The 26,225-nt window shown below is 54.0% G+C and carries 21 protein-coding genes; 14 read left to right on the top strand and 7 right to left on the bottom strand.

From position 1 onward, the window contains the following. Window positions 1–72: 72 nt before the first annotated feature. The 3 genes from AEST_RS09985 to nadK form a co-directional block, all read right to left on the bottom strand. On the bottom strand, window positions 73–429 hold the full coding sequence (locus AEST_RS09985) for an outer membrane protein assembly factor BamE (protein WP_008608836.1): 357 nt from the start codon (window positions 427–429) through the stop codon (window positions 73–75). Between the two features lie 150 nt (window positions 430–579). Further along, window positions 580–2,253: a DNA repair protein RecN gene (recN, locus tag AEST_RS09980; protein WP_008608835.1), complete on the bottom strand. Its 1,674-nt coding sequence runs from the start codon at window positions 2,251–2,253 to the stop codon at window positions 580–582. Between the two features lie 80 nt (window positions 2,254–2,333). Next, entirely contained in the window at window positions 2,334–3,215 is an 882-nt protein-coding gene (gene nadK / locus AEST_RS09975) for an NAD(+) kinase (protein WP_008608834.1), read from the bottom strand. 204 nt (window positions 3,216–3,419) lie between these two features. Here nadK and hrcA point away from each other — a divergent pair, with 204 nt between their 5' ends. Both hrcA and grpE read left to right on the top strand, forming a co-directional pair. After that, window positions 3,420–4,439 carry a heat-inducible transcriptional repressor HrcA gene (gene hrcA, locus AEST_RS09970; protein ID WP_008608832.1) on the top strand — a complete coding sequence of 340 codons (1,020 nt, stop codon included), beginning with the start codon at window positions 3,420–3,422 and terminating at the stop codon, window positions 4,437–4,439. A 40-nt stretch (window positions 4,440–4,479) separates the two neighbouring features. Continuing rightward, complete coding sequence (gene grpE / locus AEST_RS09965; RefSeq protein ID WP_008608831.1) at window positions 4,480–5,052, top strand: nucleotide exchange factor GrpE; 573 nt, start codon at window positions 4,480–4,482, stop codon at window positions 5,050–5,052. A gap of 45 nt (window positions 5,053–5,097) precedes the next feature. Here the strand turns inward: grpE and AEST_RS09960 are convergent, their stop codons facing one another. From AEST_RS09960 to AEST_RS09945, 4 genes are all read right to left on the bottom strand, one after another. Then, the gene (locus tag AEST_RS09960; protein ID WP_008608830.1) at window positions 5,098–5,862 is read right to left on the bottom strand and encodes a rhamnogalacturonan acetylesterase; all 765 of its coding nucleotides are present in this window, start codon (window positions 5,860–5,862) and stop codon (window positions 5,098–5,100) included. After that, window positions 5,859–6,875 carry a pectinesterase family protein gene (locus AEST_RS09955; protein WP_008608829.1) on the bottom strand — a complete coding sequence of 339 codons (1,017 nt, stop codon included), beginning with the start codon at window positions 6,873–6,875 and terminating at the stop codon, window positions 5,859–5,861. Before AEST_RS09955 ends, AEST_RS09960 begins: the two co-directional genes overlap by 4 nt. Before the next feature lie 125 nt (window positions 6,876–7,000). Further along, entirely contained in the window at window positions 7,001–9,496 is a 2,496-nt protein-coding gene (locus AEST_RS09950) for a glycoside hydrolase family 88 protein (RefSeq protein ID WP_039925374.1), read from the bottom strand. A gap of 139 nt (window positions 9,497–9,635) precedes the next feature. Further along, the gene (locus AEST_RS09945; RefSeq protein ID WP_008608827.1) at window positions 9,636–12,440 is read right to left on the bottom strand and encodes a TonB-dependent receptor; all 2,805 of its coding nucleotides are present in this window, start codon (window positions 12,438–12,440) and stop codon (window positions 9,636–9,638) included. Between the two features lie 436 nt (window positions 12,441–12,876). Here AEST_RS09945 and AEST_RS09940 point away from each other — a divergent pair, with 436 nt between their 5' ends. The 12 genes from AEST_RS09940 (at window position 12,877) to eda (ending at window position 26,224) form a co-directional block, all read left to right on the top strand. After that, on the top strand, window positions 12,877–13,635 hold the full coding sequence (locus tag AEST_RS09940; RefSeq protein WP_008608825.1) for an SDR family oxidoreductase: 759 nt from the start codon (window positions 12,877–12,879) through the stop codon (window positions 13,633–13,635). A gap of 56 nt (window positions 13,636–13,691) precedes the next feature. Continuing rightward, window positions 13,692–14,534: a 5-dehydro-4-deoxy-D-glucuronate isomerase gene (kduI, locus tag AEST_RS09935; RefSeq protein WP_008608823.1), complete on the top strand. Its 843-nt coding sequence runs from the start codon at window positions 13,692–13,694 to the stop codon at window positions 14,532–14,534. 81 nt (window positions 14,535–14,615) lie between these two features. Beyond that, window positions 14,616–15,635, top strand: coding sequence for a TRAP transporter substrate-binding protein (locus AEST_RS09930; RefSeq protein ID WP_008608822.1), 1,020 nt, complete (start codon window positions 14,616–14,618; stop codon window positions 15,633–15,635). Further along, window positions 15,628–16,128 (top strand): TRAP transporter small permease, encoded by a 501-nt coding sequence (locus AEST_RS09925; protein ID WP_008608820.1) that lies wholly within the window; start codon window positions 15,628–15,630, stop codon window positions 16,126–16,128. The genes AEST_RS09930 and AEST_RS09925 overlap by 8 nt, the downstream gene beginning before the upstream one ends. Beyond that, entirely contained in the window at window positions 16,128–17,423 is a 1,296-nt protein-coding gene (locus AEST_RS09920) for a TRAP transporter large permease (protein WP_008608819.1), read from the top strand. Before AEST_RS09925 ends, AEST_RS09920 begins: the two co-directional genes overlap by 1 nt. A 19-nt stretch (window positions 17,424–17,442) precedes the next feature. Further along, window positions 17,443–18,219, top strand: a complete 777-nt coding sequence (locus AEST_RS09915) for an IclR family transcriptional regulator (protein ID WP_008608818.1) — start codon at window positions 17,443–17,445, stop codon at window positions 18,217–18,219. Window positions 18,220–18,232: 13 nt separating this feature from the next. Continuing rightward, the gene (locus AEST_RS09910) at window positions 18,233–19,318 is read left to right on the top strand and encodes a LacI family DNA-binding transcriptional regulator (RefSeq protein ID WP_008608817.1); all 1,086 of its coding nucleotides are present in this window, start codon (window positions 18,233–18,235) and stop codon (window positions 19,316–19,318) included. A 169-nt stretch (window positions 19,319–19,487) separates the two neighbouring features. Then, window positions 19,488–20,933, top strand: coding sequence for a glycoside hydrolase family 28 protein (locus AEST_RS09905; protein WP_008608816.1), 1,446 nt, complete (start codon window positions 19,488–19,490; stop codon window positions 20,931–20,933). 56 nt (window positions 20,934–20,989) lie between these two features. Continuing rightward, window positions 20,990–22,558, top strand: coding sequence for a UxaA family hydrolase (locus AEST_RS09900; RefSeq protein ID WP_008608815.1), 1,569 nt, complete (start codon window positions 20,990–20,992; stop codon window positions 22,556–22,558). A 48-nt stretch (window positions 22,559–22,606) separates the two neighbouring features. Continuing rightward, window positions 22,607–24,031, top strand: coding sequence for a glucuronate isomerase (gene uxaC, locus AEST_RS09895; protein ID WP_008608813.1), 1,425 nt, complete (start codon window positions 22,607–22,609; stop codon window positions 24,029–24,031). Between the two features lie 82 nt (window positions 24,032–24,113). Beyond that, window positions 24,114–25,580: a mannitol dehydrogenase family protein gene (locus tag AEST_RS09890; protein WP_008608811.1), complete on the top strand. Its 1,467-nt coding sequence runs from the start codon at window positions 24,114–24,116 to the stop codon at window positions 25,578–25,580. Then, window positions 25,580–26,224: a bifunctional 4-hydroxy-2-oxoglutarate aldolase/2-dehydro-3-deoxy-phosphogluconate aldolase gene (gene eda / locus AEST_RS09885; RefSeq protein ID WP_008608810.1), complete on the top strand. Its 645-nt coding sequence runs from the start codon at window positions 25,580–25,582 to the stop codon at window positions 26,222–26,224. The genes AEST_RS09890 and eda overlap by 1 nt, the downstream gene beginning before the upstream one ends. Window position 26,225: the final 1 nt, after the last annotated feature.

Below are 26,225 nucleotides of genomic sequence, written 5' to 3'. Positions count from 1 at the left end.
CACAACAACAATGACTACAATAAAAAAGCCGCGATAAAGCGGCTTTGCTGTATATCTTGCTAATATGCTGTCTTAAATATCCAGCGGTTTATCAAAGTCCGGGTGTTTATCAAAGTCACCACTGATATTGACCAGCCGGTCATCTTTAAACTCCACCACCAGGCGCTTTTCAAAGTTATTGCCACGGCCGCCTTTCAGGGCATAAAAGTAATGCCAGGTATCGTGGTCAAAGGGGTTGGCTGCGACCGGATTACCCAGTACAAACACCACCTGCTCCTTGGTCATGGCAATACGGAGTTTATCAACGTCCTTTTGCTCTAAAAAGTTACCCTGCGGAATATCAATACGGTATACCCAGCTGCTACAGGCGCTCAGGCTAAGAGCTGCCGCCAGTAAGACGATTTTTACTACTGCTTTCATAGATACCATGTCATCAACCTAAGTGCCGTCATCATAACCCAGGATGCGTAAGCAAAAAACCTGTTTCTGAGTACGGTGCGGTAAAGTCGGGTTTCGTTGCCGGGCTAAGCTGCTTACACACCTTTGGTGCTGTGCAGCTTAGCGCAGCAAAACTGCAGCTCAGACTGCTGGGGTACACAAAAGTTCCCGCGCATTGGCCAGCGCATTGGCACTGATATTCTCGCCGGCCAGCAGACGGGCAATTTCCTGGATCCGCTCATCATCACTGAGCTGGCGCATCCGGGTTTCGGTGGCGATACCATCGGTATATTTTTCCACAAATAACTGCTGATGGCCCTGGCTCGCCACTTGCGGCAGGTGGGTAACGCAAATAATCTGGGTACTTTGACCCAGCTGGCGTAATAAGCGGCCGACGCCAGCAGCTACCGGGCCGCTGATCCCGACATCCACTTCATCGAAAATCAAGGTAGGGGTGGTGACCTTATCCGCCAGTATTACCTGTACCGCCAGGCTGATCCGTGATAATTCACCGCCGGAGGCGACCTTACTTAAGGCTTGCAGTGGCTGGCCCGGGTTGGTCGATACCTCAAAACTGATCAGATCCAGGCCGTTGGCGCTGGCCTGCTCTAACGGCAAGGTCGAAACATTGATAGCAAAGCGGGCATTGGCCATGCTCAGTTCATGCATATTTTTGCTGATCAGCTCGCTTAGCTCCGAGGCCGCCTGCTGGCGGGCGGCTGTTAAAGCTGCCGCAGCCTGCTGATATTGGCGACTGGCTTGCTGGATAGCCAGTTCCAGTTCGGTCAGCCGCTGCTCTGAGCCGGTTAACTCTGCCAGTTCTGCCGCTAATTGTTGGTGCCGCTCTGCCAGTTGTTCATTAGCGATCTGATGCTTGCGGGCCAGATTAAGCCACTGTGCCAGTCGCTCGTCGACTTCAGCCAGCCGCTCCGGATCCAGTTCCACCTTATCGGCATAGCGGCGCAGTTCACGGCTGGCTTCTTCGGTTTGTAACAGCGCATCGCTTAGCATTTGCTGTATACCGGCCAATGCCGGGTCCAGTGCTTGCAACTGCTCCAGTTGGTAGCTTACCTGAGACAGTGCGCGGTAAATGCTTTGTTCATCATCATCGTATAGTTGCTGCAGGCATTGCTGGCTTTGCGACAGCAGAGTGTTACCGTGCGTCAGCCTGCTATGTTCGGCTTCCAGCCCGCTGAATTCATCAGCCTGTGGCGCAAACTGATCCAGTTCTGCTACCTGATACTCCAGTAACTGGCGCTGGGCATCACGCTGTTGCTGAGAATGCTGTAATGCCTGATGCTCCTGCTGCAACTGCTGCCAGTAGCGATAGCTTTGCCGGCATTGCTGCTGCAGCTCGCTGTTGGCGACATAGGCGTCCAGTAACTGACGCTGATAATCGGCCTTTAACAGCAGTTGATGCGCGTGCTGGCCATGGATCGATAACAGGTACTGTCCCAGTTGCTTTAGCTGCTGCGCCGGCACCTGCACGCCATTAATATAACCGCGGGAACGGCCTTCATTACTGACGACACGCCGGACAATACATTCGTTACCCATCAACAGGTCTTGTTGTTGCAGAAAGTCGCGCGCAGCGGGCAGGGCGGAGATATCAAAGGTGGCGACAATATCGGCTTTGTCGGCGCCGGGACGCACTACTGCGGCATCGGCCCGTTCGCCCAGGCACAGTGCCAGGGCGTCAATGGCAATGGATTTACCGGCTCCGGTTTCACCGGTGATGGTTGACATCCCGCCCGCCCAGTCAATTTCCAGCGCGCGAACTATGGCAAAATTACTGATATGAAGATGGCAGAGCATAAGGCACCTGATACTGTTTATAGTTACAGTGTAAATTTATACAGTAAAAATGACTTTAGCAAGCCGGGCGCCGATTTTTTTTAGTACAACTTGCTGCCCCAGCCCAGTTTATTGCGCAACACATGGTAATAGCTATAGCCGGGCGGATGCACCAGTCGCAGCGGGTTAGGGTGTTTGCGAATGGTAATATCATCGCCTGGCATTACCGCCAGAATCACATGGCTGTCGCAACTGATTTGCAAATGGGCGTCATTGGTATCTGCTACTTTCAGGCGAATTTCGCTGTTCCCCGATACTACCAGCGGCCGGCTACTTAGCGTATGCGGAAACATTGGCACCAGGCTCATAGCATCCAGATCCGGGGTCAGAATGGGGCCGCCACCGGAAAGGGAATAAGCGGTTGAGCCGGTTGGCGTGCTGATAATCAGGCCGTCGGAGCGCTGGCTGTAGACAAATTCGTTATTAATATAGGCTTCGAATTCAATCATATGCGCTACCTTGTCGGCGTGCAGCACCGCTTCGTTTACGGCACTGTTACTGCTTTTAATACTGCCGTGACGATGGACGGCGATTTCCAGCAGGTTACGCTTTTCGGTAACAAAATTTCCGGCCAGCACCTCAGTTAACGGTTCGGCAAAGCTCTCCGGCGCCAAATCAGTTAAAAAACCAAGATTACCGCGGTTGACACCCAGTACTGCCACATCAAACCGCGCCAGCACCCGCGCTGCGCCCAGCATATTGCCATCTCCGCCGACCACGATTGCCAGATCGCAGGTTTTCCCCAGCGTCACCAGATCCAGCACTTCGGCTGCGGCGATGGGCAAGCTTTGCGCGACCCGCTCTTCAACATAGACGCTCAGGCCCTGTTGCTGCAAAAACTGATACAGGCTGAGCAGGGTTTGGTTGGCGCCGCTGTGGTGCGGTTTACCGATTAATCCTACTTTGCTAAAGGCAAGACTCATAAGGCTTCCATATTTAAAGACCAGAGTGAAAAGATCACAGTTAGATGCTCATCGTTAACAGGGCTGGTAAGCACCGGCCACCGTGTTGCCTAGCGGCCAGACTGTTGGCTCAGTATAACGGCTGCTGGCTTTAGTGTCCTGAGCTGCTTGAAATTTTTTAGAAAGGCCCCATCATAGTTAGTAATATAAGGCAGGTGCAGGCGCATGACCGAAACATTAAGCAGAACCGAGCTGATTTTAAAACTGATCGTTGAGCAGTATCTGCTGGATGGTTTACCGGTATCCTCCAAACTGATCGCCGAAAATCAGGCTTTGTCTGTCAGCTCTGCTACGGTGCGCAATACCATGGTGCAGTTGGAACAGCAGGGGCTGATCCGCTCACCCCATACTTCAGCCGGCCGCATTCCTACCACCTCTGGTATCCGGTTATTTATCGATAAGATGCTGCAGCTGCAACCGCTAAGCGATAGCTGGGCCGCGGAGATTAAAAAGCGTTTGGTACCGCAGTTGCCGGTGTCGTTATTATGCCAGCAGGCCGGGCAATTACTGGCTAACCTGACCGGTTGTGTCGCTATTATCAGTGCGCCCAAGGCAAGTGGCCGTGAAGTGCGGCAAATCGATTTGGTACGTCTGGCCAGTGACCGTTTGTTACTGGTGGTGATCGATGAAGACGGCGACATTCTGCACCGGGTGCTGCAATGTGAGCAAAGTATTGATTCGGCTACCTTAAGTAAGGTGCTGTGCTTGTTAAACGCGGCTCTGGCCGGTGGCCAGTGGCAGGACGGTATAGCCCGGCTCGGTAATTTGCTGCGCAGCGAAAGCGGCCTGAGCCAGGCGCTGTTGCAAAAGGTGCTGGGGCAACTGAGTCTGGATGAGTTTATGCAGCATCAGCCACTGATCTTTGGTCAGCATCAGTTGTTGCTAACCCCGGATTATCAGCAAAACCCGGCCTTGCAGCAGGTAGTGCAGATGTTGGAACATCCGGCCGGCCTGATGCAGTTACTGGAGTTGGTGACCCAGGATAGCAAACCCAAACTGATCCTCGGTAAAGAGTCGGGCTTTGTTGAGTTGGCGCAGCTAAGTGTGATCGCCCAAAGTTATCAGCAACAGCCACACCGCTTTATTGCACTGCTTGGGCCGCGCCGGATGAATTATGCGCGCCTGGTGCCACTGGTGGAATCCTGCGCCGCCCAGTTAAATTTAAACTTGAATCGGCCAAATTGATCCCCATAATACCCCTACGCAAAATTGGAGTATTGTAACAATGACTGAGCAACACAAGCCTGCAGAAACCCCTGAAGAGCTGAACCAGACTACGGATAGCCATGCCGACACAGTGGAGCTGTCGTCTGAGCAAACCATTATCAGCAAGCTGGAAGAAGAACTGGCGAAAACCCAGAGTCAGCTGGCTGAGCAACATGATTTAATGCTGCGCATTAAAGCCGATGCCGATAACGCCCGCCGCCGCGCCGCGCAGGATGTGGAAAAGGCACATAAGTTCGCGCTGGAGAAGTTCGCTTCGGACTTATTGCCGGTACTGGATAACCTGGAGCGGGCGCTGAACTTTATCAACCGCGAAGACGAGGCCTTTAAGGGTGTGATCGAAGGTATCGAACTGACGATGAAGAGCTTCCTGGACACGGTTGAGAAATATGGCGTGATCCAGCTGGATCCGGCCGGTCAGCCATTTAATCCGGAGCAGCACCAGGCGATGAGCATGCAGCCGACTGCGGATTTACCGCCGAATACGGTGACCTTTGTGATGCAAAAAGGCTATGAGTTAAATGGCCGCTTATTACGCCCGGCCATGGTTGGGGTGTCTAAGGCACCGGAATAACAATTTGCTGCCAGTTTCTAAGCGCCCGGCCTGTGCCGGGCGTTTTTATAACAGCTCGCGGTAAATATAGGCCGCCAGTGGATGTTGCTGCCGCTTTAACTCCCGCACAAAGAATTGCGCAATCTTAGCGGCACCCTGCAGCGTCAGATGGGTGTTATCGGTGCTGCCGTCGGGATACTTGCGATAAAGATCAGCCGGAATTTGAATAAAGTACGGCTGACTGCCCGCCAGGCCGGCGTTTTCAATAAAGTCACAGCTCTGCTGCTGTAAATCAAAGAAGCTTACTGTCAGCTCGGCGGCGACCTGAGCAGTGGCTTCTGCATAGGCGTTCAGATCCCGGATTAAGACCCCATCACTGTTAAAGTTGCGCCGGCAAATCGAACTTGCCAATAGCGGAATGGCGTTTTTGGCACGAATATCGGCCACAAACTGGCGTAAAAACGCCTGATAGTCGCTATCTGGCGCCGCATAGCGCGTCGGATCCGCAATTTTCTGGTCATTATGGCCAAACTGGATCAACACATAGTCGCCGGCACTCAGTTCGCTTAACAATAGTTGCCAGCGCCCCTCATTGATAAAGCGCCGGGTACTGCGGCCATTGGCGGCATGATTAATAATCGTTAGCTGCGACAGCATAAAGGCCGGTAGCAGCTCACCCCAACCGCGTTCCGGGTAGGCCGGGTTGATCTTAACCGACATCGTCGAGTCACCGACCAGATGCAGCCGCGCTGGTACCGGGTTGTTGGCGAAACTCTGGGAAGCGAACGACAGGCTTAGCAACAAACACAGGCAAAGGATTAGTCGATTCATGGTTGTTGTTCCATTAATTGATAAAGCCGTGCCAGCTCAGCCTCGGGATCCCAGCGACCGTCAAAGGTCCACTGTGCGGTGATCTGCGCCGCGCTAAGGTTAGCCGGATGCGTAGCCAGATTATCTGCCAGCCACGGATAGCGCGGTGCGCTGTCAGCGCTCTGGCTAAAGTAGTAGCGATCGCCCCATAAATTGGCCCGGTCACGTTCCGGTTGTTGCGGATAGGTGTGACGGAAGATTGGCCGGTCAGCCATATTCGGGCTGTAGCTGTTATTGATCAGATAAAACTGCGCATCGTAGTGGCGGCGGCCCAGCAAAAAGCCGGGTACACCATCGAACTGCGAATTGACCACCACCAGTTTTTGCGCTGGGTCCAGTTCACCGTCATGCCACAGGGTGGCATAGGCTTTCTGATTGTAAAAAGTGACGTTGTCAAAAAAAGCCCAGCCACGTGGGCACACCATATCGGTATGGCCTTCGATATAGCAGTTGCGGTGGTAGTACATGCCGTCGGTCTTATTCCACAAACTTAGGGTATCGGCACCGCCGGCAATAATGGCGCAGTCATCAGTAATAATCCGGCTGGCATGCTCAAAGCCACGGATCGCGAACTGATGTTCATGATCGCCGGTTAGTTCACCATAGCTGTTTTTAATCGTCAGGCCGAGCAGGGCAATGTCGCTGGCGCGGATATTTACCACGGCGCTGCCCCAGTCATCCGGATGGGACGCCAGCCAATTTGTGCGCAGTTCAGCATATTGAATGATGGTCTGAGTGCGGCCCTGACCAACCAGAGCCACCTTATCCCGTGTCAGGTACAGCTTTTCCTGATAGATACCCGGCTTAATCTGAATAATTGCCTGCTCAGCAGTGGCCGGCAGGCTATCCAGTGCCGCCTGAATAGTTTGAAACTGCGCGCTGCCATCCTGTGCGACGCTTAAGCGCAACACATTGCTGGCTAGTGTCATGTTTGGTAGCAAAAGAAAAATCAAAGCCAATAAGACGTTATGCATAAAAGTCTCCCGAACAAGCACTGTTAAAAAAAGAGCCGGCAGTTGCCGGCTCAAACCACAGGAGAGGGAGAAGTCCTCTCGTACTCCAGGGCCAGCGTTAACTGCACCCTGCTGCCAGGCAGTTGTTACTGGTTAACCGGGTAGCCCAGAAGTTTTGCCATTTCGACTGCCGCCATAATAAAGGGGCCGTTGGCCTTAGCGTCGTTACGGAAGACCGGCTCGCTCATATAGTAGTGGTAGCTGCCATCGCGGCCAAAGCCCAGACCCGCCACCTGCACCGTATTAACCAAGCTGACTAAACCATCCGGATGCACCAGCATAAATTCGCGCACTAACCCCTGATAGGCTTTCAGCGCTGTGGCTTTATAGCTCGGTGGCAGATAGCCGTTGTTTATCGCTTTAGCATAGAAATAGGTAAACATGGCGCTAGCGGATGACTCCAGGTAGTTGCCTGTTGCCTCGGGCCGATCCAGAATTTGATACCAGACGCCACTGTCATGCTGAAAGCGTGGTAAGGCTTCCGCCAGCTCAGTAATCATCTGCAGCAGTGGTGCCCGCAGCTCGGTTTGTTCGGCCGGGATATAATCCAGCACATCAACCAGCGCCATACTGAGCCAACCCAGGCCGCGGCCCCAGAAATGCGGCGACAAACCGGTTTCAGGGTTAGCCCAGACCTGCTGTTTCGCTTCATCCCAGGCATGGTAGTACAGGCCGGTATTGGCATCGCGCAGTAATTCACGGGTTAGCTTAAATTCTTTAACGACTTCCGGCAGGCCCTGGCCTTGCTCAAACTCTGTGGTGTAAAAGGCGTAGAATGGCATGCCCATATAGACGCCATCCAGCCACAGCTGATGCGGATAAATTTGTTTGTGCCAGAAGGCGCCATCCTGAGTGCGCGGATGCTCGGCGACCTGACGACGCAGCAGTGCCAGCGCCTTGCGCGCCGGCTCGTTCGGCTGGCGCAGATAATCGCGCAGCAGCATATTGCCGGTATTCAGGCTGTCGATATTGTATTTTTTAATGCTGTAAGTGCGGATATCTCCCTCAGGTGTCACAAAGGAGTTTACAACGTCGCTTATCACCTGTTGCCATTCGGCGTTAGGTTTAAGCTGCAGTAAATCATCATAGGCTTGCAGCAACAGACCAGTGGTGTATTCAAAGGTTGCCGGACGTTGACGCTCATAATCCCAGCCGCCGTAAGCGTAGTAGGGAGTTTGCCGTACCATCTCACTTTTGGCCAGTAGCTCTCCCCAATACAGTGCGTGCTCAGCAGTGAGTGGCTGCTGCAGTTTCGCGGCAGTGGCGGCGGTATGCAGGCGCTGCCGTGGAGTCAAGGTCAGTTGTTCGGCTTGTTGCTCAAGGTAGGCAATAAATTCCGCTTCGGTTTTGATGCCGTCTGCTTCACCATCCCAGGCGGCTAAAAAGTAGTATTCCAGCTGGTTGCCAGCCGGTTTCATCACGCTGACATGGCTATGCTCGTCTTCGGTTTGTGCCGTGCGCTGGCCGCGTTTAAACAGCAGTGCCATCCCAAGTTTGCTATCAGGGGCCGATAAACTCTGATTCCCCCAGGTCGCGACATAGGTCCAGGCGTGACCGGTGATCTCCACTTCGCCCTGAATCAGTTTGGTATCCGGTAGTTTTGCCAGACCAATGGCAAGATTATCCAGTGGCTCAGACAGTTGTAACCGGGTATTGACCAGCCGGCTGCCGGCAGTCATCGACAGATCAGCGGTTAAAGTGACGGTTTTGCCGGCAATTTGCCAATCCTGATAGGTTATCTGTAATGCGGAGTAGAGCGGGCCATTTTCAATCACTTTGGCGGTATGCTGGCCAACCCTGGACACACGCTCAACTTTCTGACCATCCCAGTAACCATAACCACCGGCGCCCAGTGATTGTCCGACTTTTAGCAGATCCATACCCCAGTCGGCCATTTCATGGTACGACCGATAGCCATCCTGGCCGACATCCTGCAACACCAGCTGTGGTTTGGTTTTACCAAAGACATCAAAGCCATTACGCCAGTCCAGATAAATCCGATAGCCGACCTGATCTGATTCGATACCAGGGCCTTCATAACGGATCCACTCCGAGTGATCGGTATATTGTGGCGGCGGTGTCAGTTGCTGCACGTTCTGAAAGGTGCCGCCAATATATTTGGCACCTTGCCATTCGCCACCGACTTTATGCGAAATTTCGGCCTGAGTTCTCGCCGGCAGCTTTAGAGCTGCCAGGGCGGCAGCATCATGTTCAATGTGTAGTTGCAGTTGTTCGGCTGGCTGAAAATCCAAGGCTAAAAACAGCGTATCGCGCGTACCGTCACCGCTGCGATCCAGATGCTGCAGTGGTACCAACTGGCCGGCACGACGGGCAACCAGATCCTGCGCCTGCTGAGCGGTTAAGCCCAGATCATAGTAACTCAGGTAAACCGGCTGTTGGCTGCGGACAAAGTCAGACGGATTGGCAATCAGTAACTTGGCTGCCACCGGCATAGTGGTTACAGTTGACGGCTTAGCAGTGGTTTGGTTTGCGGCAGGCGGATTGGCGGGTTGACCGCAGGCTGCCAGTAGTAAGCTGCTAAGCGTAACAAGAGGAAGAGTTTGCAGAAGACGCTTGTTCACGATAGTTACCCTGTTAAATAGAATTGGCACTTGCCTGTGAGTTATTCGGGCCTTCCGTGGCACGCGAAACATGCTGCGCCTGATTCAGGGGCAGACAGCACTTAAGCGGCAGTGCGCCGCTTAAGTGTCAGAGGGGTGCTTAAAACTTATATTGCGCACCCAGGTAGTACTGCCGGCCGGTAGCATGGTAGTAAGTTAAACGGTTGCCGCTGGAATCAACCCACTGATCGTCCACTTCATTGGTCAGGTTCAGTGCTTCAAACGTCAGCTTCCAGTTATCGTTTAACTGATACGACATCGCAGCATCAATATTACGGGTAGCATTGGTGCCTTCCATATCATTGTTATCGCGGCCGATAGCGTTGGTCAGGTAACGCGCACGGTCTGCCAGTGACACCCGGGCGGAGAATTTTTCGTCCTCGTAGTACAGGGTGGCACTACGGGTATTCTCGGATAAACCCTGCAGGTCACGGGTGGCCAGCACGACGCCGGTATTGTTAATGTAGTCCATCTGGGCTTTAACATAGGTATAGTTACCGATAAAGCCGAAACGGTTCCAGAACTCCGGCAGGAAGCTAAACGGCATCTGGTACTGCACTTCAAAGCCATACAGATTACCGCCCGGGCCATTTAATGGCGTATTGGTTTGCCACTCTACGTTCTCAGTACAACCTGTGGCCTCGCCATAGCCGGGACCGGCATTACAGGCGTCAATGGCGGCCTGGATCGGTAAACCGGTTTCGGTAAACAGCTTGGTCTCGCGCAGACCTTGTACATAGCTGTCGATATCCTTGCGGAATACGGCCACGCCTAATAAGGACTCATTATCAAAGTACAGCTCTAAACCTAAGTCATAGGTTTTGGCTTTGGTCGGCTCCAGCGTTGGGTTACCGCCGCTTATGGAACGGGCGCCACCCGATACGGATACTGAGACGTTAGGTCGGATGCTACCGAGACCAGCCCGGGCCATCACTTCGGCATAACCAAAGCGGATAATCACATCATCCATGGGTTCAAACACCAGGTTCAATGACGGCAGGAACTCGTTATAGTCATGCTTGGCGGTAATCAGCTGCTCAGTTCCACCCAGAGTCGCCCAGGCAGTGGAAGACTGATCGGTTTTTACAAAGCGGCCACCAATATCACCGCGGAAGCCGGTATCACCCAGTTCGGTATCAAAGGCCAGTTGTACATAGGCACCCAGCGTTTTCTCTTCAGCAGAGTAGTTATCGACGCGGCGGAAATCACGGCTCACGGTAAAGGCACCGGTATTGCTGTAGATATTGTAGCGGGCATCAATAGCCGCTAAATCCGGCACCAGCCAGCTGCCGTAAGGACCCACCCCCGCACCATACTGGCGGATCAGATCCGGGCTCATCACCACGCCAGCGGCGTTTTCACTTTGCCGGCGTGCTTCGTGGGTTTCGAATTCAAACTTTTTATAGTGCAAACCACTGCGTAAGGTCAGGATATCGTTCAGCACATACTCAACGTTAAAAGCAGCACTATCAAAGGTATTTTCTGCGCCCAGTGGCCGTAAACGCACGCTGTTAGTAGTCCAGCCGTTCGGGTCGAATACGCCGGCACCGAATAGCAGTTCAGGATTCTGCCGCTTGCCGCCACGGTAATCGTAACTGAAGGTCTGGCCGGCCTTTTCCATTACCACTGTGGTTTGGATCGGGTTATCGAACTCAGAAGTGGCGCGACCGATCATACCGTCAATTTTCAGGTTATCGGTTAACTGATGTTGGCCACTGAGCGTGATTTGCAGGAACTCGGTCGACAGTTCGTCATAACGCAGTTCGTTGCGGATCAGCGCGTTTTCAAAAGAGGCGTAGGTGACGGTATTGGTACCGTCGATTTCGTAATCCAGTACGTTCATACCGCCGGTAATGCCGCTGGCCGGGTTGGTCAGGGCGGCCCGGTTAGCACCGGCATTCAGAATGCCTTGCATAAAGGCTTCCTGACGGGTTGAATCGTCTTTGGAGTACAGCACATCCAGATTAAAGCGGGTTTCCAGGCTTGGACGGTATTCCAGTGCGGTAGCAATACCGGTACGTTTCACATTATGGACATAAGAATCGTAACGTGGCAGACGTGGCCGGAAGGCATTATTAATGGCCTGCAGCTCAGGCGCATTGGCATCACCACGGTAAGTGCCAAAGTCATTGACGTTGTTCCAGCGCACGGTAGAGGCGCCTTCATCCAGAATATTACGCTCGGAGAAGGCTGCTGAAATCAGATAGCCAAAGGTGCCATCGTCGTTAATATTGCTAAACAGGAAGGAGCCTTTCGGATCCACTTCTTCTGACTTATCGTTATAGCCGGCTTGAATATTGGCCGCAAAGGTCATGCCATCATAATCGAAGGGGCGGGCAGTGCGCATATCGACAGTCGCACCCAATGAGCCTTCTTCAATATTGGCCGACGCCGTTTTGCGTACCGTCAGTTCGTTAAATAAGTCTGAAGAGAAGGTATTAAAGTCGAAACCACGGCCGCGGTTAGCGCCGCCGATCTGGTCGGTACCACCACTGGTGGATTGTGCCTCCATACCGTTGATCCGCACCCGAGTAAAATCCGGGCCCAGGCCACGTACTGAGATCTGGCGGCCTTCACCGGCTACCCGGCTAATGGCTACCCCCGGAATACGCTGCAGCGATTCGGCCAGGTTCAGATCAGGGAAATCAGCGATATCTTCTGCCTTGATGGTGTCAGTGGCACCGGTTTCAAAGCGCTTCTGGTTTAGCGCGCTGGCCAGACTGCCACGGAAGCTACCGACAACGGAAATCACTTCAATTTGTTCTTCCGCTTTTTGCTGTTCGGTCTGTTCAACCTGTTCAGTTTGCTGTGCCAGCGCCTGAACGCTGAATAAGGTTGCCAGACCGGCCAGGGTTAATGCCCGGCAGACTTTACTGGGGCGAAAGGGTGTTCTGCTGTTTACCATCTTGTTCACCTTGTCCTGAGTGTTTATCTGTTGCCAGCTTAACTGGCTATTCTCGTCTTTGTCAGGAACCTATACCCGTTGTCTGTAACCTGGCAGCGTAAAAGCTGTGTGGGTTATCGTGCCGGGTATATTGCTCCCCTGTTGATAATTCGGCGACTGTTAAAGCATGGCTGTCTTGTCTACCGGTGGCAAAAAAAGCTTGCAATTTTATGCCACCGATGGCAAAAAGCTAACACCAAGCAGTAAATCCTGTCAATTAATGATGCAAATTAAATCAGTTTTCGACAGGCGCTTTCTGCGGATTTGTGGTCTAACTTAATGAATTTATTGCATTTTATTGGTTGTTGAAAATTCAGGTTGTTCCATATTTGAACATTATTCCTGACGATGACACCACGGATGCTGCAGCGACAAACCGACAAAATAGGAGTGACAGATGACAAGCTTATTTACCCTGAGCGGCCAAACGGCGCTGGTCACCGGTGCCAGCCGGGGTTTAGGCCAGGCGATTGCTAAGGCGCTGGCTGCAGCGGGGGCCAAAGTGCTGTGCGCCTGTTCCAACAGCGGTGGCGCAGCAGCGACGGTTGATGCCATTCTGGCCAGTGGCGGCCAGGCACAGGAGTTGGTGGCGGATCTGAGTAACGAACAGGCCGTCCGGGATCTGGCTGCCGCCGCGCTGGCAGCAGGGCCGGTGCAGATCCTGGTGAACTGTGGTGGCACCATTTTCCGGGCGCCGGCACATGAGTTTCCGATGAGCGAGTGGCATAAGGTGATCGCAGTCAATCTGGATGCGGCCTTCTTATTGTCGCAATTGCTCGGCGCCGAGATGATCAAACGCCAGAGCGGTAAGATTATTAATATCGCCTCGATGCTTTCCTACAGTGGTGGCATCACGGTACCGGCCTATACTGCCAGTAAACATGCGATTGCCGGAGTCACCAAAGCGCTGGCCAATGAGTGGGCGCAGCATAATATTCAGGTTAATGCGATAGCCCCGGGCTATTTTCGCACCGATAACACCGCCGCTTTACAGGCCGATGCACAGCGCAATGCCGCTATTTTGGGGCGGATCCCGGCCGGACGCTGGGGTGAGCCGGAAGATTTAGCCGGTGCCGCCGTATTTTTGGCGAGCGCGGCCAGCGATTATGTGAATGGCCATGTGCTGGCCGTCGATGGCGGCTGGCTGGCGCGCTAAAGCGCTAAATAACGAGACAGCCAGAGCGCAGCAACCCATTAAACAGAGGACTAATGATGAGCGTAATTTTTGAAAGCCGTTATCCAACCCACCCGGATGATGTAAAGCGTTACGATACCGAGCAGCTACGGCAGCATTTTCTGGTCGATAACCTGATGCAGCCTGACCAGCTGGTACTTTGCTATACCCATTACGAGCGGGTGATTGTCGGTAGTGCGGTGCCGGTGGCCGGTCCGGTACAACTTGAGACGGTAGCAGCGTTAAAAGCCGACTATTTTTTACAGCGCCGTGAACTTGGCATTATTAACGTCGGCGGCAGTGGCGTAGTCGAAGTTGATGGCCAGCGTTATCCGCTGCAAAACAAAGAAGCACTTTATGTCGGTATGGGCGCACGGCAGGTTCGTTTTTACAGCGACAACGCCGCTACCCCGGCTAAGTTTTATCTGAATTCGGCGCCGGCTCATCATAGCTATCCGACCAAACATCTGACTATGGATAACTGTACTGTGCTGCAAATGGGCGCTCAGGCGACGTCGAATGAACGCGCGATCCATCAGTTAATGATTAATGATGTGGTAGAGACCTGTCAGCTGCAAATGGGTCTGACGGTATTAAAACCCGGCAGTGTCTGGAATACCATGCCGGCGCACCAGCATGACCGCCGGATGGAAGCCTACTTTTACTTTGATTTAGCGCCGGAGCAGGGCGTTTGCCACTTTATGGGCCAGCCACAGCAAACCCGGCATATTTGGGTCGCCAATGAGCAGGCGGTGGTGTCGCCGGCCTGGTCGATTCACAGCGGCTGCGGTACCAGCAACTATGCCTTTATCTGGGGTATGGCCGGTGAAAATCTGGATTATCACGATATGGATAAGTTTCCGGCCAGCGCCATGCGTTAATGGCAGCAGCCAACGTCAGGCCGGCACAGACCGGCCGACCGGCTGGCACAGTAGCCAGCATAGGATTAACAGGGTAACAGTATGAAGAAACGAACACAGCAAGGCCGGATGCGCTGGGTGCTGGCGGCAGCGGCCAGTTTGCTGCTAAGCGCCTGTCAGCCGGAGCAGGAGGTTAAGGTGCTGAGGCTGGCGCATACGCTGGATCAGGAGCATGTGGTGCATAAAGCCATGGCACTGATGGGCGAGCGGCTGGCGGAATACTCCGGCGGCAGTATGCGGATTGAGATCTACAGTGGTGGTCAGCTCGGTAACGAGCGGGAGCTGGTTGAGTTGCTGCAGATCGGCAGTCTGGCGATGACCAAGGTGTCGGCCAGCCCGCTGGAAGGTTTTGTGCCGGCGATGCAGGTGTTCAGTGTGCCCTATATTTTTGACGATAATGCGCATTTCTGGCGGGTATTGGAAAGTGAGATCGGTCAGGGCTTGCTGCAGGAGATCCAGGTTGCCCGCCTGTATGGCCTGGGTTATTACGATGCCGGCAGTCGCAGTTTTTATTCCAGTAATACCCGTATCGACAGCCCGGCCGATTTACGCGGTAAAAAATTCCGGGTGCTTAACAGCCAAACCGCCGTGCGGATGGTGGAAGCACTTGGCGGCGCCGCTACCCCGATTGACTGGGGTGAGCTTTACACTGCCATCCAACAGGGGGTGGTGGACGGCGCCGAGAATAATCCGCCCAGTTTCTATTTATCCCGTCACTATGAGCTGAGTAAATATTTCTCGCTGGATGAACACACCGCGGTACCGGATGTGCTGATTATGAGCCTGCATGTCTGGCAGGATCTGACACCAGAGCAGCAGCAATGGGTGCAGCAGGCCGCCAACGATTCGATTGTCTATCAGCGTGCTGCCTGGCAACAAGCGTCGGAAGAGGCGCTTAATGCCGTTAAAGCCGCAGGGGTGACGGTTATTTACCCGGATAAAGAACCCTTCCGTCAGGCGGTTGCGCCCTTCTATCAGCAAATGCTGCAAACCCGTATCGGCCCCTTGCTTCAGCAAATTGCGGCCATGCGTGAGGTTAGCCCGGAGGTAAAGGATGACTAAATTATTGTTCTGGGTTGATACGGTGCTGAAGTGGTTTCTGGCGCTGCTGATGCTCAGCATCGTGCTGGTGGTAAGCTGGCAGGTGGTATCACGTTATTTGCTGCAAAGCCCAAGCTCGGTCACCGAAGAATTGTCGCGTTGCCTGTTGATTTGGATAGGCATGATTGGCGCAGCACTGGCCTATCGTACCGGCGTACATCTGGGGCTGGATATTGTTACCCGGCGCTTTGACGCTGAGTTACAGCGGCGGTTGAATATGTTGCTGACCAGCGCGGTAGTGCTGTTTGCGCTGGCGGTGATGGTGGTGGGTGGCGGTAATCTGATGGCGCTGACCTTTGAGTTAAATCAGATGTCAGCAGCACTGGGAATTAAGATGGCCTATATCTACAGCGTGATCCCGCTATCAGGCTTACTTATCGCGTTTTATGGCTGTTGCCAGCTGTATCATCTGGCGCTGCGACAGCCAATGCCACAAGTCGAGGGGCTGCACTAATGGAAATCTCAATTCTGGTTCTGTTGCTGGTCTTTTTCTCACTGCTACTGCTCAATGTCCCTATTTCGTTCTGTATCGGGTTGGCAACGCTGGCCACCATGTTGATCAGTATCGACTTTATGCCGGCGGTCACGACGATGGCGCAGCGGATGGCCGGTGGGATTAACAGCTTTGCGTTACTGGCGATCCCGTTTTTTATTTTGTCCGGTTTGATTATGGGGCGCGGCGGCATTGCCAAGCGGCTGATTGAATGCGCCATGGCACTGATCGGCATGTTGCCGGGCGGCCTGGCACTGGTTAATGTGGTGTCCTGTATGTTCTTTGGTGCCATCTCCGGCTCAGCGGTAGCCGCCACTTCGGCTATCGGCAGCTTTATGCTGCCAGAGATGAAAAAGCAGGGTTATGACGTTAACTTCAGTGCCGCTGTAACCGCTTCTGCGGCAACCACCGGCATGTTAATTCCACCGAGCAATATTCTGATTGTCTATGCCATTGCCAGTGGCGGGGTATCGATTGCCGCGCTCTTTGTGGCCGGCTATTTACCCGGCATTTTGCTCGGCGTGTCGCTGATGCTGGTTTGTGCCGGCTATGCAAAGTTAAAAGGCTATCCGGTCGGTGCCCGTTTGCCGCTGAAATTAGTGGCGCAGAAAGTGGCGGCTGCCTTACCCAGTCTGTTTATGATTTTCCTGGTGATTGGCGGCATTATCGGTGGCATTTTTACCGCCACTGAGGCTGGCGCCATCGCCGTGATCTATTCGTTGATTCTCGCTGTTGGCCTGTACCGTGAAGTGAAAGTCAGTGAGCTGTCGGGTATTTTGATGAAAGCGGCCGAAACCACGGCCATAGTGCTGGCGTTAATTGCGACCTCGTCGGCGATGTCGTGGATTTTGTCTTATGAGCAAATTCCGCAAACCATCAGTGCGGCGATGCTGACCATCAGCGAGAACCCTTTGTTGATCCTGCTGATGATTAATCTGATTTTATTGATTGTCGGTGCCTTTATGGATATGACGCCGGCGGTGTTGATCTTTACCCCAATCTTTTTACCGGTGGCGGTTGAGCTGGGTATGAGCCCGCTGCATTTTGGCATTATGATGGTGTTGAATCTGTCGATTGGTCTGGTATCGCCGCCGGTTGGCAGTGTGCTCTTTGTCAGCTGCGCCATTGCCAAAACCCGGATTGAAGAAATTATCCGGCCGATGTTGCCGCTGTATCTGGCGATGTTTGTGGTACTGATGCTGGTAACCTATATTCCGGCGATCAGCGAGTTTTTACCGGCCCTGTTTGGGTTGTAAAACACCAAGGAGCAATGCGATGGGTAGTTATGTGATCCCTAATCTGGCTAATGCCTGCCGGGTATTGGCCCTGGTGGCTGAATCGGAGCAAGGCTTAAGCTTAACCGAGCTGGAGCAACGGCTGGCGGTGCCACGCACGACCACCTTTCGCATTTTACAGACGCTGTGTCAGCAGCACTTGCTGGAAAAACACGGTAAGCGCTATCTGGTAGGCGCGGCGCTGTTTAAGATGAGCTGCCAGCTGGTGAGTACTTCTAAACTGAGCCGTGAAGCCTTACCTTTCTTGCAGCGCCTGACACTGGCCACCGGCATGAGTGTGCAATTGGTGCTGCCGCATGCCGAGGGGGCACTGATCACTGAGGTCTGTGATTGCCCAAACCCACTGCGGCTGGCAGCAAGGCCGGGCACGCTGGCTTATTTTAATTGCTCGGCAGCAGGTAAGCTGTTTCTGGCGTTTTTACATTTTGATGCGCTGCCTGAGCTGGCGGCTCAGGGCCTGTTTCGCGCCCAAACACCACAAAGTATCGTGAGTTGCCCTGAACTTAGGTTAGAATTGCAACGCATATTAGGCCGGGGTTATGCAACGGATGATTTAGAGTATCATCCGGATGTGCGCTGCTTAGCGGCCCCGATCCGCGATGAACGCGGTATAGTCGTCGCAGCGGTGTCGGTAACGGCGCCGGCCAGCATGTTCCCGCGACAAAATATTACTGAGGTTGCGGCGAAAGTGAAAAAAGCGGCTATCGATATTGGATTAACCGTATACCGGCCACAACTGGCTGCCAATCAGAAATAATCCGGAATGCGAGATGAGTAACCTTATGCAGAAACAGTCAACCATCAATGATGTCGCCCGGATCGCCGGTGTGTCGAAACGCACCGTCTCAAGAGTGATCAATGGCTCACTGAGCGTGGGGGAGAGTACCCGCTTAAAAGTTGAGAAGGTGATTAACGAGCTGAAGTATGCCCCCAACGCCCAGGCGCGTGGCCTGGCATCCAGCCGCTCTTATTTGCTGGGGCTGATTTATGATAACCCGGACGCCCTGTATCTGGATGATGTACAGCGCGGCGTGCTGGAGGTGTGTTCGACGCTTGGCTATGAGCTGGTCGTGCATCCCTGCCGTTATCAGAGTGAAACCCTGGTCAATGATTGTCTGCGTTTTATGCGCCGCTCCAAGCTGGACGGGGTGATCGTATTGCCGCCGGTATCAGAGTCGGAAACCCTGGCCAGCGCGTTAAAAGAGTCTGGCAGCCCCTATGTCCGGCTTAGCTCAGTGGCACTGGATAGTCAGGAGCATATCGTGGTGTCGGACGACCGCGCGGCTGCGGCCGAAATGGCGCGCTATTTTGCGCAGCTGGGCCATGAGAAGATTGCCTTTATCAGTGGTCCGCAGCGTTATAAATCCTCGACTGAGCGGATGGAAGGATTTCAGCTTGGCTTGTCAGCCTATGGGGTAAAGATCCCACCGCAGATGATCCTGGAGGGCAATAACAGCTTTGAAACCGGCATCGAATGTGCCCGGCAGTTATTGCAGCGCGACGAGCGCCCGACCGCGATTTTCGCCAATAATGACCAGATGGCAGCCGGCGTATTAAAGGTGGCGTATAGCCTTGGCATCAAGGTACCGGATGAGCTGTCGGTAGCCGGTTTCGATGACAATATGCTGGCGTCGCGGGTAACTCCGGCGCTGACAACTATTCGCCGCCCGGTGCGACAAATGGCGCTGTTGGCGACGACGAAGATGATTATGTCGATCGAACAAAACCATAAAGCGGCATTAAATGTGGCAGCCAAGGTGGCGCCAACCCTGGTGGTGCGGGAGTCAACCGGCCCATGTAAAACGGCGGTTGTCGCTAACAATGCGGCAGCGCTGGTGGCTGGTCGCCGGAGTTGATTTGGCGTAGCACTAAAAAAGTTGCCAACGGTGGCAATTTTTTTAGTGAAATGCTTGCCACCGGTGGCAAATTGGTTATTATAACAACCAGACCCCGGTAATTGTCGAGCGACTGCCTCGACGTACGCAGTAGGTATTGTTCCCTGTTGCCAACAACAAAGGATACAAGATGACAGATCTGAAGAAACGTAACAGCCTGAAACTTTTTACCGCCGCCTCGGCCAGTCTTGGTCTGTTAAGCGTCAGTGGTTGCCAGAGCGTTACGCCACTGCCTGTTAGTGCCAAAGACGCCGACGACTTGCGGCAGTGGCAGCAGGCCGATCAGATTATCGCCGCCATCAAGCCGGTTAAGTTTCCGGATCGCAGCTTCTCAATTACTGATTTTGGCGCTGCAGCCAAAGCCGGCTTTGATAATACGGCCGCCATTGCCGCGGCTATTGCCGCCTGTGCCGCTGCCGGCGGTGGCCGGGTACTGATCCCGGGCGGCCGTTTTGAAACCGGTGCGATTCATCTGAAATCGAACGTCAATTTACATCTGGCTGATGACACTGTGCTGTCGTTCTATACCGATCGCAAACATTACCTGCCTTATGTGATGACCCGTTGGGAAGGTGTAGAGTTAATGGGCTATTCACCACTGATCTATGCCTATCAGCAAGAAAATATAGCGCTGACCGGCAATGGCATCCTTGAAGGTAATGGTGCGGTAGACGCCTGGTGGCCGTGGAAAGGCGATTGGGAACGCCGAAATTGGGATTACGATGCCAGTGTTGACCAAGTGAAAACCCGCTCACCGCTGTTTGAGATGGCCGAACGCGGCGTACCGGTTAGTGAGCGGGTGTTTAACGAAAACTTTTTACGCCCACCTTTTATTCAACCCTATGGCTGTAAGCGGGTATTGATTGAAGGCGTTACCATCCGTAATTCGCCGTTCTGGTTAATTAATCCGGTGTTATCGGAAGATGTGATAGTGCGTAATGTCAATTGCATCAGTTATGGGCCGAACTCGGATGGCTGTAACCCGGAGTCCTGCAACAGAGTGCTGATTGAAAACTGCCTGTTTGATACCGGCGATGACTGTATCGCGCTGAAATCCGGTCGCAACAATGATGGCCGTCGTCTGGCAACACCGGTACAAAACGTCGTGATCCAGGATTGTATTATGCGTGCCGGTCATGGCGGGGTGGTGATGGGCAGTGAGATCTCCGGCGGTGCCCGTAATATCTTTGCCCGCCGCTGCCGGATGAGCAGCCCTAATCTGGCGCGTGGTATCCGAATCAAAACCAACTCGGTCCGTGGTGGCCTGATTGAAAATGTCTATATCCGGGATATCGAGATTGGTGAAGTGCGCGACGCTATCGTGATTAACTTCTTCTACGAAGAGGGCGATGCCGGCAACTTTATGCCACAAGTTAATAATTTACATATCAGTAATCTGACAGTGCAAAAGGCGCAGCGGGCTTTTGAGCTGCGCGGCTTCGAACGGGCGCCAATCAGCGGCGTTACCCTGCATCATGTGCAGTTTAACAACACAGCAGCGCTGGGCGTGCTGGAAAACATTGCTGGTATTGATCAGTTAGACGTCAGCCTGAACGGCAAGGCGATTAGCATTTAATTTTTTGTTTTTATTGCCACCGCTAGACAAGGTTGGCGCAACACAGGTAACAACAGATGATAACAGAGCAGCAAGCCGGATGCAGTATCCGTTTACCGGAACAAAGCAGTGCAGCCCAGCTGGCGGTATTGCAGGTGCACCAGCGCGATAATGTGCTGGTGGCGTTGCAAGCGCTGCAGGCGGGCGAGCCGTTACCGGCGCCGTTTTCACATCTTAGCGCGCAAACCGCAGTACCGGCTGGGCATAAGCTGGCGCTGACGGCAATTGCGGCCGGTGAGCCGGTGCTGAAATACGGTTTTGCGATTGGCCGTACCACTCAGCCGATTGCTGCTGGTGAGCATGTGCACTCGCACAATCTGGCGACAGCACTGAGCGGCACCATTGAATACAGCTATGCCGGCTGTCAGGCACCGGTGCTGCGTTTTCCGGCTGACTTGCCACAAAGTTTTCAGGGTTACCGGCGCAGCAACGGCAAGGTGGGTACCCGCAATGAGCTGTGGATCATCAATACGGTGGGCTGTGTCAACCGGGCGGCAATGCGGGTCGCCGAGCAGGCGCGTCAGCACTATGCCGATCTGTTAGCCCTTAATAATATCGACGGTATTCATGCTTTCACCCATCCTTTTGGTTGCTCGCAACTGGGCGATGATCTTGATCATACCCGCCAGTTACTGGCCGGCCTGATCCAACATCCAAACGCCGGTGCGGTGCTGATCCTGGGACTGGGCTGCGAGAACAATCAGTTAGCCAGGCTGTTGCAAGCCTGCCCCGGTGTTGATAGCAGCCGCATCCGCGCCTTTAATGCCCAGCAGGTTGAAGATGAAGTGGAGCAGGGCCTGGCTGCAGTGGGGGAGTTATTACAGCTAATGGCCAACGACCAGCGCTCGGCCTGTCCGGTATCAGATCTGGTGCTGGGCATGAAATGCGGTGGTTCAGATGGTTTTAGCGGCCTGACAGCTAACGCCCTGGTAGGACGTACCGCCGATTTGCTGGCCGCGGCCGGTGGCAAGGTGGTGCTGACCGAAACGCCGGAAATGTTTGGCGCCGAGCAGGTGTTTATGGCCCGTGCCGCCAATCAGCAGGTGTTTACCGATCTGGTCACGCTGGTTAATGACTTTAAACAGTACTTTATCGACAACCAGCAACCGGTGTATGAAAACCCGAGCCCGGGTAATAAAGACGGCGGCCTGACCACGCTGGAAGAAAAGTCGCTGGGTGCCATTCAAAAAGGCGGCTCTGCCGTGGTGCAGCAAATTATCCGTTACGGCGAACAAGCGCATGCCGCCGGTCTGACCTTGCTGGAAGGGCCGGGCAATGATGCGGTGTCCTCGACGGCGCTAACGGCAGCCGGTGCCACCTTACTGCTGTTTACTACCGGTCGTGGCACACCGCTGGGCTTCCCGGCACCCACCGTCAAGATCGCATCGAATTCCAATCTGGCGGCGCGTAAGCCGCAATGGATTGACTATGACGCCGGCCAGTTGTTGCAGGTCGGGCAGGATGCGCAGCAGTTTACCGGGCAATTTTTCCGTTATTTGCTGGCGGTGGCCTCGGGCGAGCGCACCCGCAACGAAATTTCTGACAACCGTGAAATCGCTATCTGGAAGAACGGTGTCACGCTTTAACCTATGCTGCGGCCAGGCCGCAGTCAGTATGCTTACAGGATCTTAATTATGGCTCAGACCACGCCTTTAACCTTACATCCGGACCGCTTATTCCCATCCGATCCGCTGGTACGCGATATTGCCCGCCGGCTGTATCAGCAAATCAAGGATCTGCCTATTGTCAGCCCGCATGGTCATACTGATCCGCGTTGGTTTGCCGACGATGCCAACTTTGATAACGCCACAACCTTGCTGCTGCTGCCGGATCACTATGTGTTCCGCATGCTGTATAGCCAGGGGATCAAACTGGAAGAGTTGGGGATCCGGCGTAAGGACGGCGTGGCGGTAGAAACGGATTACCGTAAAATCTTCCGTATTTTTGCCAAGCACTATTATCTGTTTCGCGGCACGCCATCGCGGATCTGGCTGGACAGCGTGTTTCACGATGTGTTTGGCCTCAAGGTCGCGCTGAGCGAAGAGACCGCCGATCACTACTACGACAGTATCAATGCCCAGTTGGTAAAGCCGGAATTTAAGCCGCGCGCCTTACTGGATCGCTTTAATATCGAGCTGATTGCCACCACCGAAGGGGCACTGAATGACCTGCGCCACCATGCCAAACTAAAAGGCACCGGCTATGAGCATAAAGTGATTACCACCTTCCGGCCGGACGATGTGGTCGATGCGGATCGTGCGGATTTTGCCGCTAACGTCGCCAAACTGGGGCAATTAACCGGCGAAGATACGCAAAGCTGGCCGGGTTATCTGGCGGCACTGCGAAAAAGACGGGCTTTTTTCCGTGAACATGGCGCGACGGCAACCGACCATGGTCATCCGTCGGCTATTACCGCTGATTTACCGCCAAGTGAGGCCGAAGCCTTGTTTCAGCGTTGTCTGGCCGGTACTGCAACGCCTGCAGAAACCGAGTTATTCCGTGGCCAGATGCTAACCGAGATGGCCGGCATGAGCCTGGAAGATGGCATGACGATGCAAATTCATCCCGGCGCGCACCGTAACCATAATCAGGTGATCTTTGAGCGTTTTGGGCCTGATAAAGGCGCTGATATTCCAAGTCCGACCGAGTTTGTCAGTAACCTGAAACCACTGCTGCAAAAATATGGCAACGAAGCCAGCTTAAACATCATTCTGTTTACGCTGGATGAAACCACCTATGCCCGCGAGCTGGCGCCATTGGCTGGCCATTATCCGGCGTTAAAGCTGGGCCCGGCCTGGTGGTTCCATGATAGCCCGGAGGGCATGCTGCGCTTCCGGCATCAGGTTACCGAAACGGCTGGTTTCTATAACACTGTCGGTTTTAATGACGATACCCGGGCTTTCTTCTCGATCCCGGCCCGGCATGATGTGGCGCGGCGTATTGACTGTCGCTTCCTGGCCGGTTTAGTGGCCGAGCACCGCCTGACCGAAGCAGAAGCCGCCGAGTTGGCCTACCAGCTGACTTACGGCCTGGTGAAACAGGCTTATCAGCTGAAGTAATAGCACCGCCTAACTCAGGGGGACGGTGGCAGGCACTTGCCGGCATACCGTCATCAGGCTTAACGCGAACAGCAGGCAAACTATGACATTATTAAGCAATAACACTCTTGCCAGTTTGGCCGGCAAACTGCCACTGCCCGCCTACCGGCTGGCACCACAGCAACCCGGTATCGGCATAGTGCATCTGGGGCCCGGCGCGTTTTTCCGCGGCCATCAGGCCTATTACACTGACTTGGCACTGCAGCACGGTGGTGACTGGGCGATCAGTGCGGTCTCGATGCGCTCGCCGGATGTCAGTCAGGCGCTGACTCCGCAGGACGGGCTCTATACGCTGGCAGTACTGGATAGCGACACCCGTTATCAGGTGATTGGCAGTGTGCAGGAAGTGCTGATTGCCAGTGAGCAGTATCAGAGTGTACTGGCACGACTCAGCGATGCGGCGACCCGTTATGTCACCCTGACGATTACCGAAAAAGGCTATTGCCTGAATGCGCAGGGCGAACTGGATTTACAGCATCCGCAAATTCAGCAGGATCTGAGCAGCGGCCAAACGGCAGTCACCGCTATCGGCTTGCTGGTTGCCGCCTTAGCAGCACGCTATGCCAAGAATGTGGCGCCTTTTTGCGTACTCAGTTGCGATAACCTGACCGATAACGGTCATAAGCTACGCAAGGCACTGATTGGCTTTGCGGCGCAAAAGGCGCCGGCCCTGGCCAACTGGCTGGAGCAGCAACTGATCAGCCCCTGTACCATGGTCGACAGTATTACGCCGGCAACCGACGCTGCGCTGCGCGCTCAGGTCGCGGGGGTACTGGGCGTTAACGACAACTGGCCGATTAAACGCGAAGCCTTTGTGCAGTGGGTGATTGAAGATATTTTACCGGCAGAGCGGCCAGCCTGGCAGCAAGCCGGGGTGATCTATGCCGCCGATGTCAGCGCCTTTGAAAAAGCCAAGTTACGGTTATTAAATGCCCCGCACTCGACGCTGGCCTATATCGGTTATCTGCTGGGGTATGAAACCGTGTATGACGCCATGCAAGATAAAACGCTGGTGAATTTACTGCAACAGATGGTGCAGCAGGAAATTATGCCATCTTTTACCGCACCGGCTGAGCTGGATATTCAGCAGTATAGTCAGGCGATTTTTGCCCGCTTTGAAAACCCGGCAATCCGCCATCTGCTGGCGCAAATTGCCTGGGATGGGTCGCAGAAAATGCCGATGCGTATTCTGCCGGTGATCCGCGATAACCTGGCGGCCGGGCGCAGCATCAGCAAACTGAGCTTTTGTCTGGCAGCCTGGTTCTTATTTATCCGCCGCCGGCTGGCAGAAGGTCAGCCGCTGGTCGACCCCTTAGCCAGCAGCCTGACTGCGGCAGCCTCAGTCTGTAATGGTGATGCGCAGCATGATGTCGCCCAGTTTCTGGCGATTGAAGCCGTGTTCGGCACTGAGCTACCAAAGCAAAATACCTTTATCCAGGCCGTAACTGCGGCCTATCAACAACTGACGACCCTGGTATCCGAACATCCAGTGGCGCGCGGAGTAGTCTAATGTCGGCGTTATCTCACGTTTTACAAGGCCCAGCCTTATTACCCATTATTCAGGCTGAGGTACCAAGCACTGCAGTAGCTATTGCTAAGGCGATGCAGCAGGGCGGTATCGGTTCGGTCGAGGTGGTACTGCGCACACCAAAAGCGTTGGATTGTATCAGTGCTATTCGCAGCGCCTTACCTGAGCTGTTGGTGGGTGCCGGTACCATTTTATCGGCGGCGGATGCCCAGGCAGCAAAAGACGCCGGTGCGCAGTTTCTGGTGAGCCCGGCCAGTACGCCAAAACTGTTACAGGCCATGCTGGATACCGGGCTGGCGCTGGCGCCGGGGGTATCGACCCCTTCAGAAATTGCTCTGGCACTGGAAATGGGCATTCGTGAACTGAAATTTTTTCCGGCCAATTTATCCGGTGGCAGTGCCATGTTAAAGGCACTGAGCAGCATTTTTCAGCAAGTACGGTTTTGTCCGACCGGCGGCATCAGCCAGCAAAATCTGGCCGAATATCTGGCGTTGCCAAATGTGTTTGTGGTCGGTGGCTCCTGGATCTCGCCGCCCAGTGCCATTGCCAGTGGCGACTGGGCACAGATCACGGCATTGTCGCACCAGGCTTGTAGCCTGGCCCGACAATTAAAACAGGCGGCATAGG

It is taken from the genome of Alishewanella aestuarii B11 (assembly GCF_000280055.1).
Taxonomy (GTDB): domain Bacteria; phylum Pseudomonadota; class Gammaproteobacteria; order Enterobacterales; family Alteromonadaceae; genus Alishewanella; species Alishewanella aestuarii.
The sequence above is the reverse complement of the archived record's forward strand: the minus strand, read 5'-3'. Positions and strand labels throughout refer to the sequence as shown.

Bases quoted from the DNA above. Each gene is read 5' to 3' on its own strand.
- hrcA (WP_008608832.1), top strand. From the start codon at position 3,420: ATGACCGAAACATTAAGCAGAACCGAGCTGATTTTAAAACTGATCGTT.
- AEST_RS09945 (WP_008608827.1), bottom strand. From the start codon at position 12,440: ATGGTAAACAGCAGAACACCCTTTCGCCCCAGTAAAGTCTGCCGGGCA.
- AEST_RS09920 (WP_008608819.1), top strand. From the start codon at position 16,128: ATGGAAATCTCAATTCTGGTTCTGTTGCTGGTCTTTTTCTCACTGCTA.
- grpE (WP_008608831.1), top strand. From the start codon at position 4,480: ATGACTGAGCAACACAAGCCTGCAGAAACCCCTGAAGAGCTGAACCAG.
- AEST_RS09940 (WP_008608825.1), top strand. From the start codon at position 12,877: ATGACAAGCTTATTTACCCTGAGCGGCCAAACGGCGCTGGTCACCGGT.
- eda (WP_008608810.1), top strand. From the start codon at position 25,580: ATGTCGGCGTTATCTCACGTTTTACAAGGCCCAGCCTTATTACCCATT.
- AEST_RS09960 (WP_008608830.1), bottom strand. From the start codon at position 5,862: ATGAATCGACTAATCCTTTGCCTGTGTTTGTTGCTAAGCCTGTCGTTC.
- AEST_RS09955 (WP_008608829.1), bottom strand. From the start codon at position 6,875: ATGCATAACGTCTTATTGGCTTTGATTTTTCTTTTGCTACCAAACATG.
- AEST_RS09890 (WP_008608811.1), top strand. From the start codon at position 24,114: ATGACATTATTAAGCAATAACACTCTTGCCAGTTTGGCCGGCAAACTG.
- AEST_RS09900 (WP_008608815.1), top strand. From the start codon at position 20,990: ATGATAACAGAGCAGCAAGCCGGATGCAGTATCCGTTTACCGGAACAA.
- AEST_RS09985 (WP_008608836.1), bottom strand. From the start codon at position 429: ATGGTATCTATGAAAGCAGTAGTAAAAATCGTCTTACTGGCGGCAGCT.
- nadK (WP_008608834.1), bottom strand. From the start codon at position 3,215: ATGAGTCTTGCCTTTAGCAAAGTAGGATTAATCGGTAAACCGCACCAC.
- kduI (WP_008608823.1), top strand. From the start codon at position 13,692: ATGAGCGTAATTTTTGAAAGCCGTTATCCAACCCACCCGGATGATGTA.
- AEST_RS09905 (WP_008608816.1), top strand. From the start codon at position 19,488: ATGACAGATCTGAAGAAACGTAACAGCCTGAAACTTTTTACCGCCGCC.
- recN (WP_008608835.1), bottom strand. From the start codon at position 2,253: ATGCTCTGCCATCTTCATATCAGTAATTTTGCCATAGTTCGCGCGCTG.
- uxaC (WP_008608813.1), top strand. From the start codon at position 22,607: ATGGCTCAGACCACGCCTTTAACCTTACATCCGGACCGCTTATTCCCA.
- AEST_RS09930 (WP_008608822.1), top strand. From the start codon at position 14,616: ATGAAGAAACGAACACAGCAAGGCCGGATGCGCTGGGTGCTGGCGGCA.
- AEST_RS09910 (WP_008608817.1), top strand. From the start codon at position 18,233: ATGAGTAACCTTATGCAGAAACAGTCAACCATCAATGATGTCGCCCGG.
- AEST_RS09915 (WP_008608818.1), top strand. From the start codon at position 17,443: ATGGGTAGTTATGTGATCCCTAATCTGGCTAATGCCTGCCGGGTATTG.
- AEST_RS09925 (WP_008608820.1), top strand. From the start codon at position 15,628: ATGACTAAATTATTGTTCTGGGTTGATACGGTGCTGAAGTGGTTTCTG.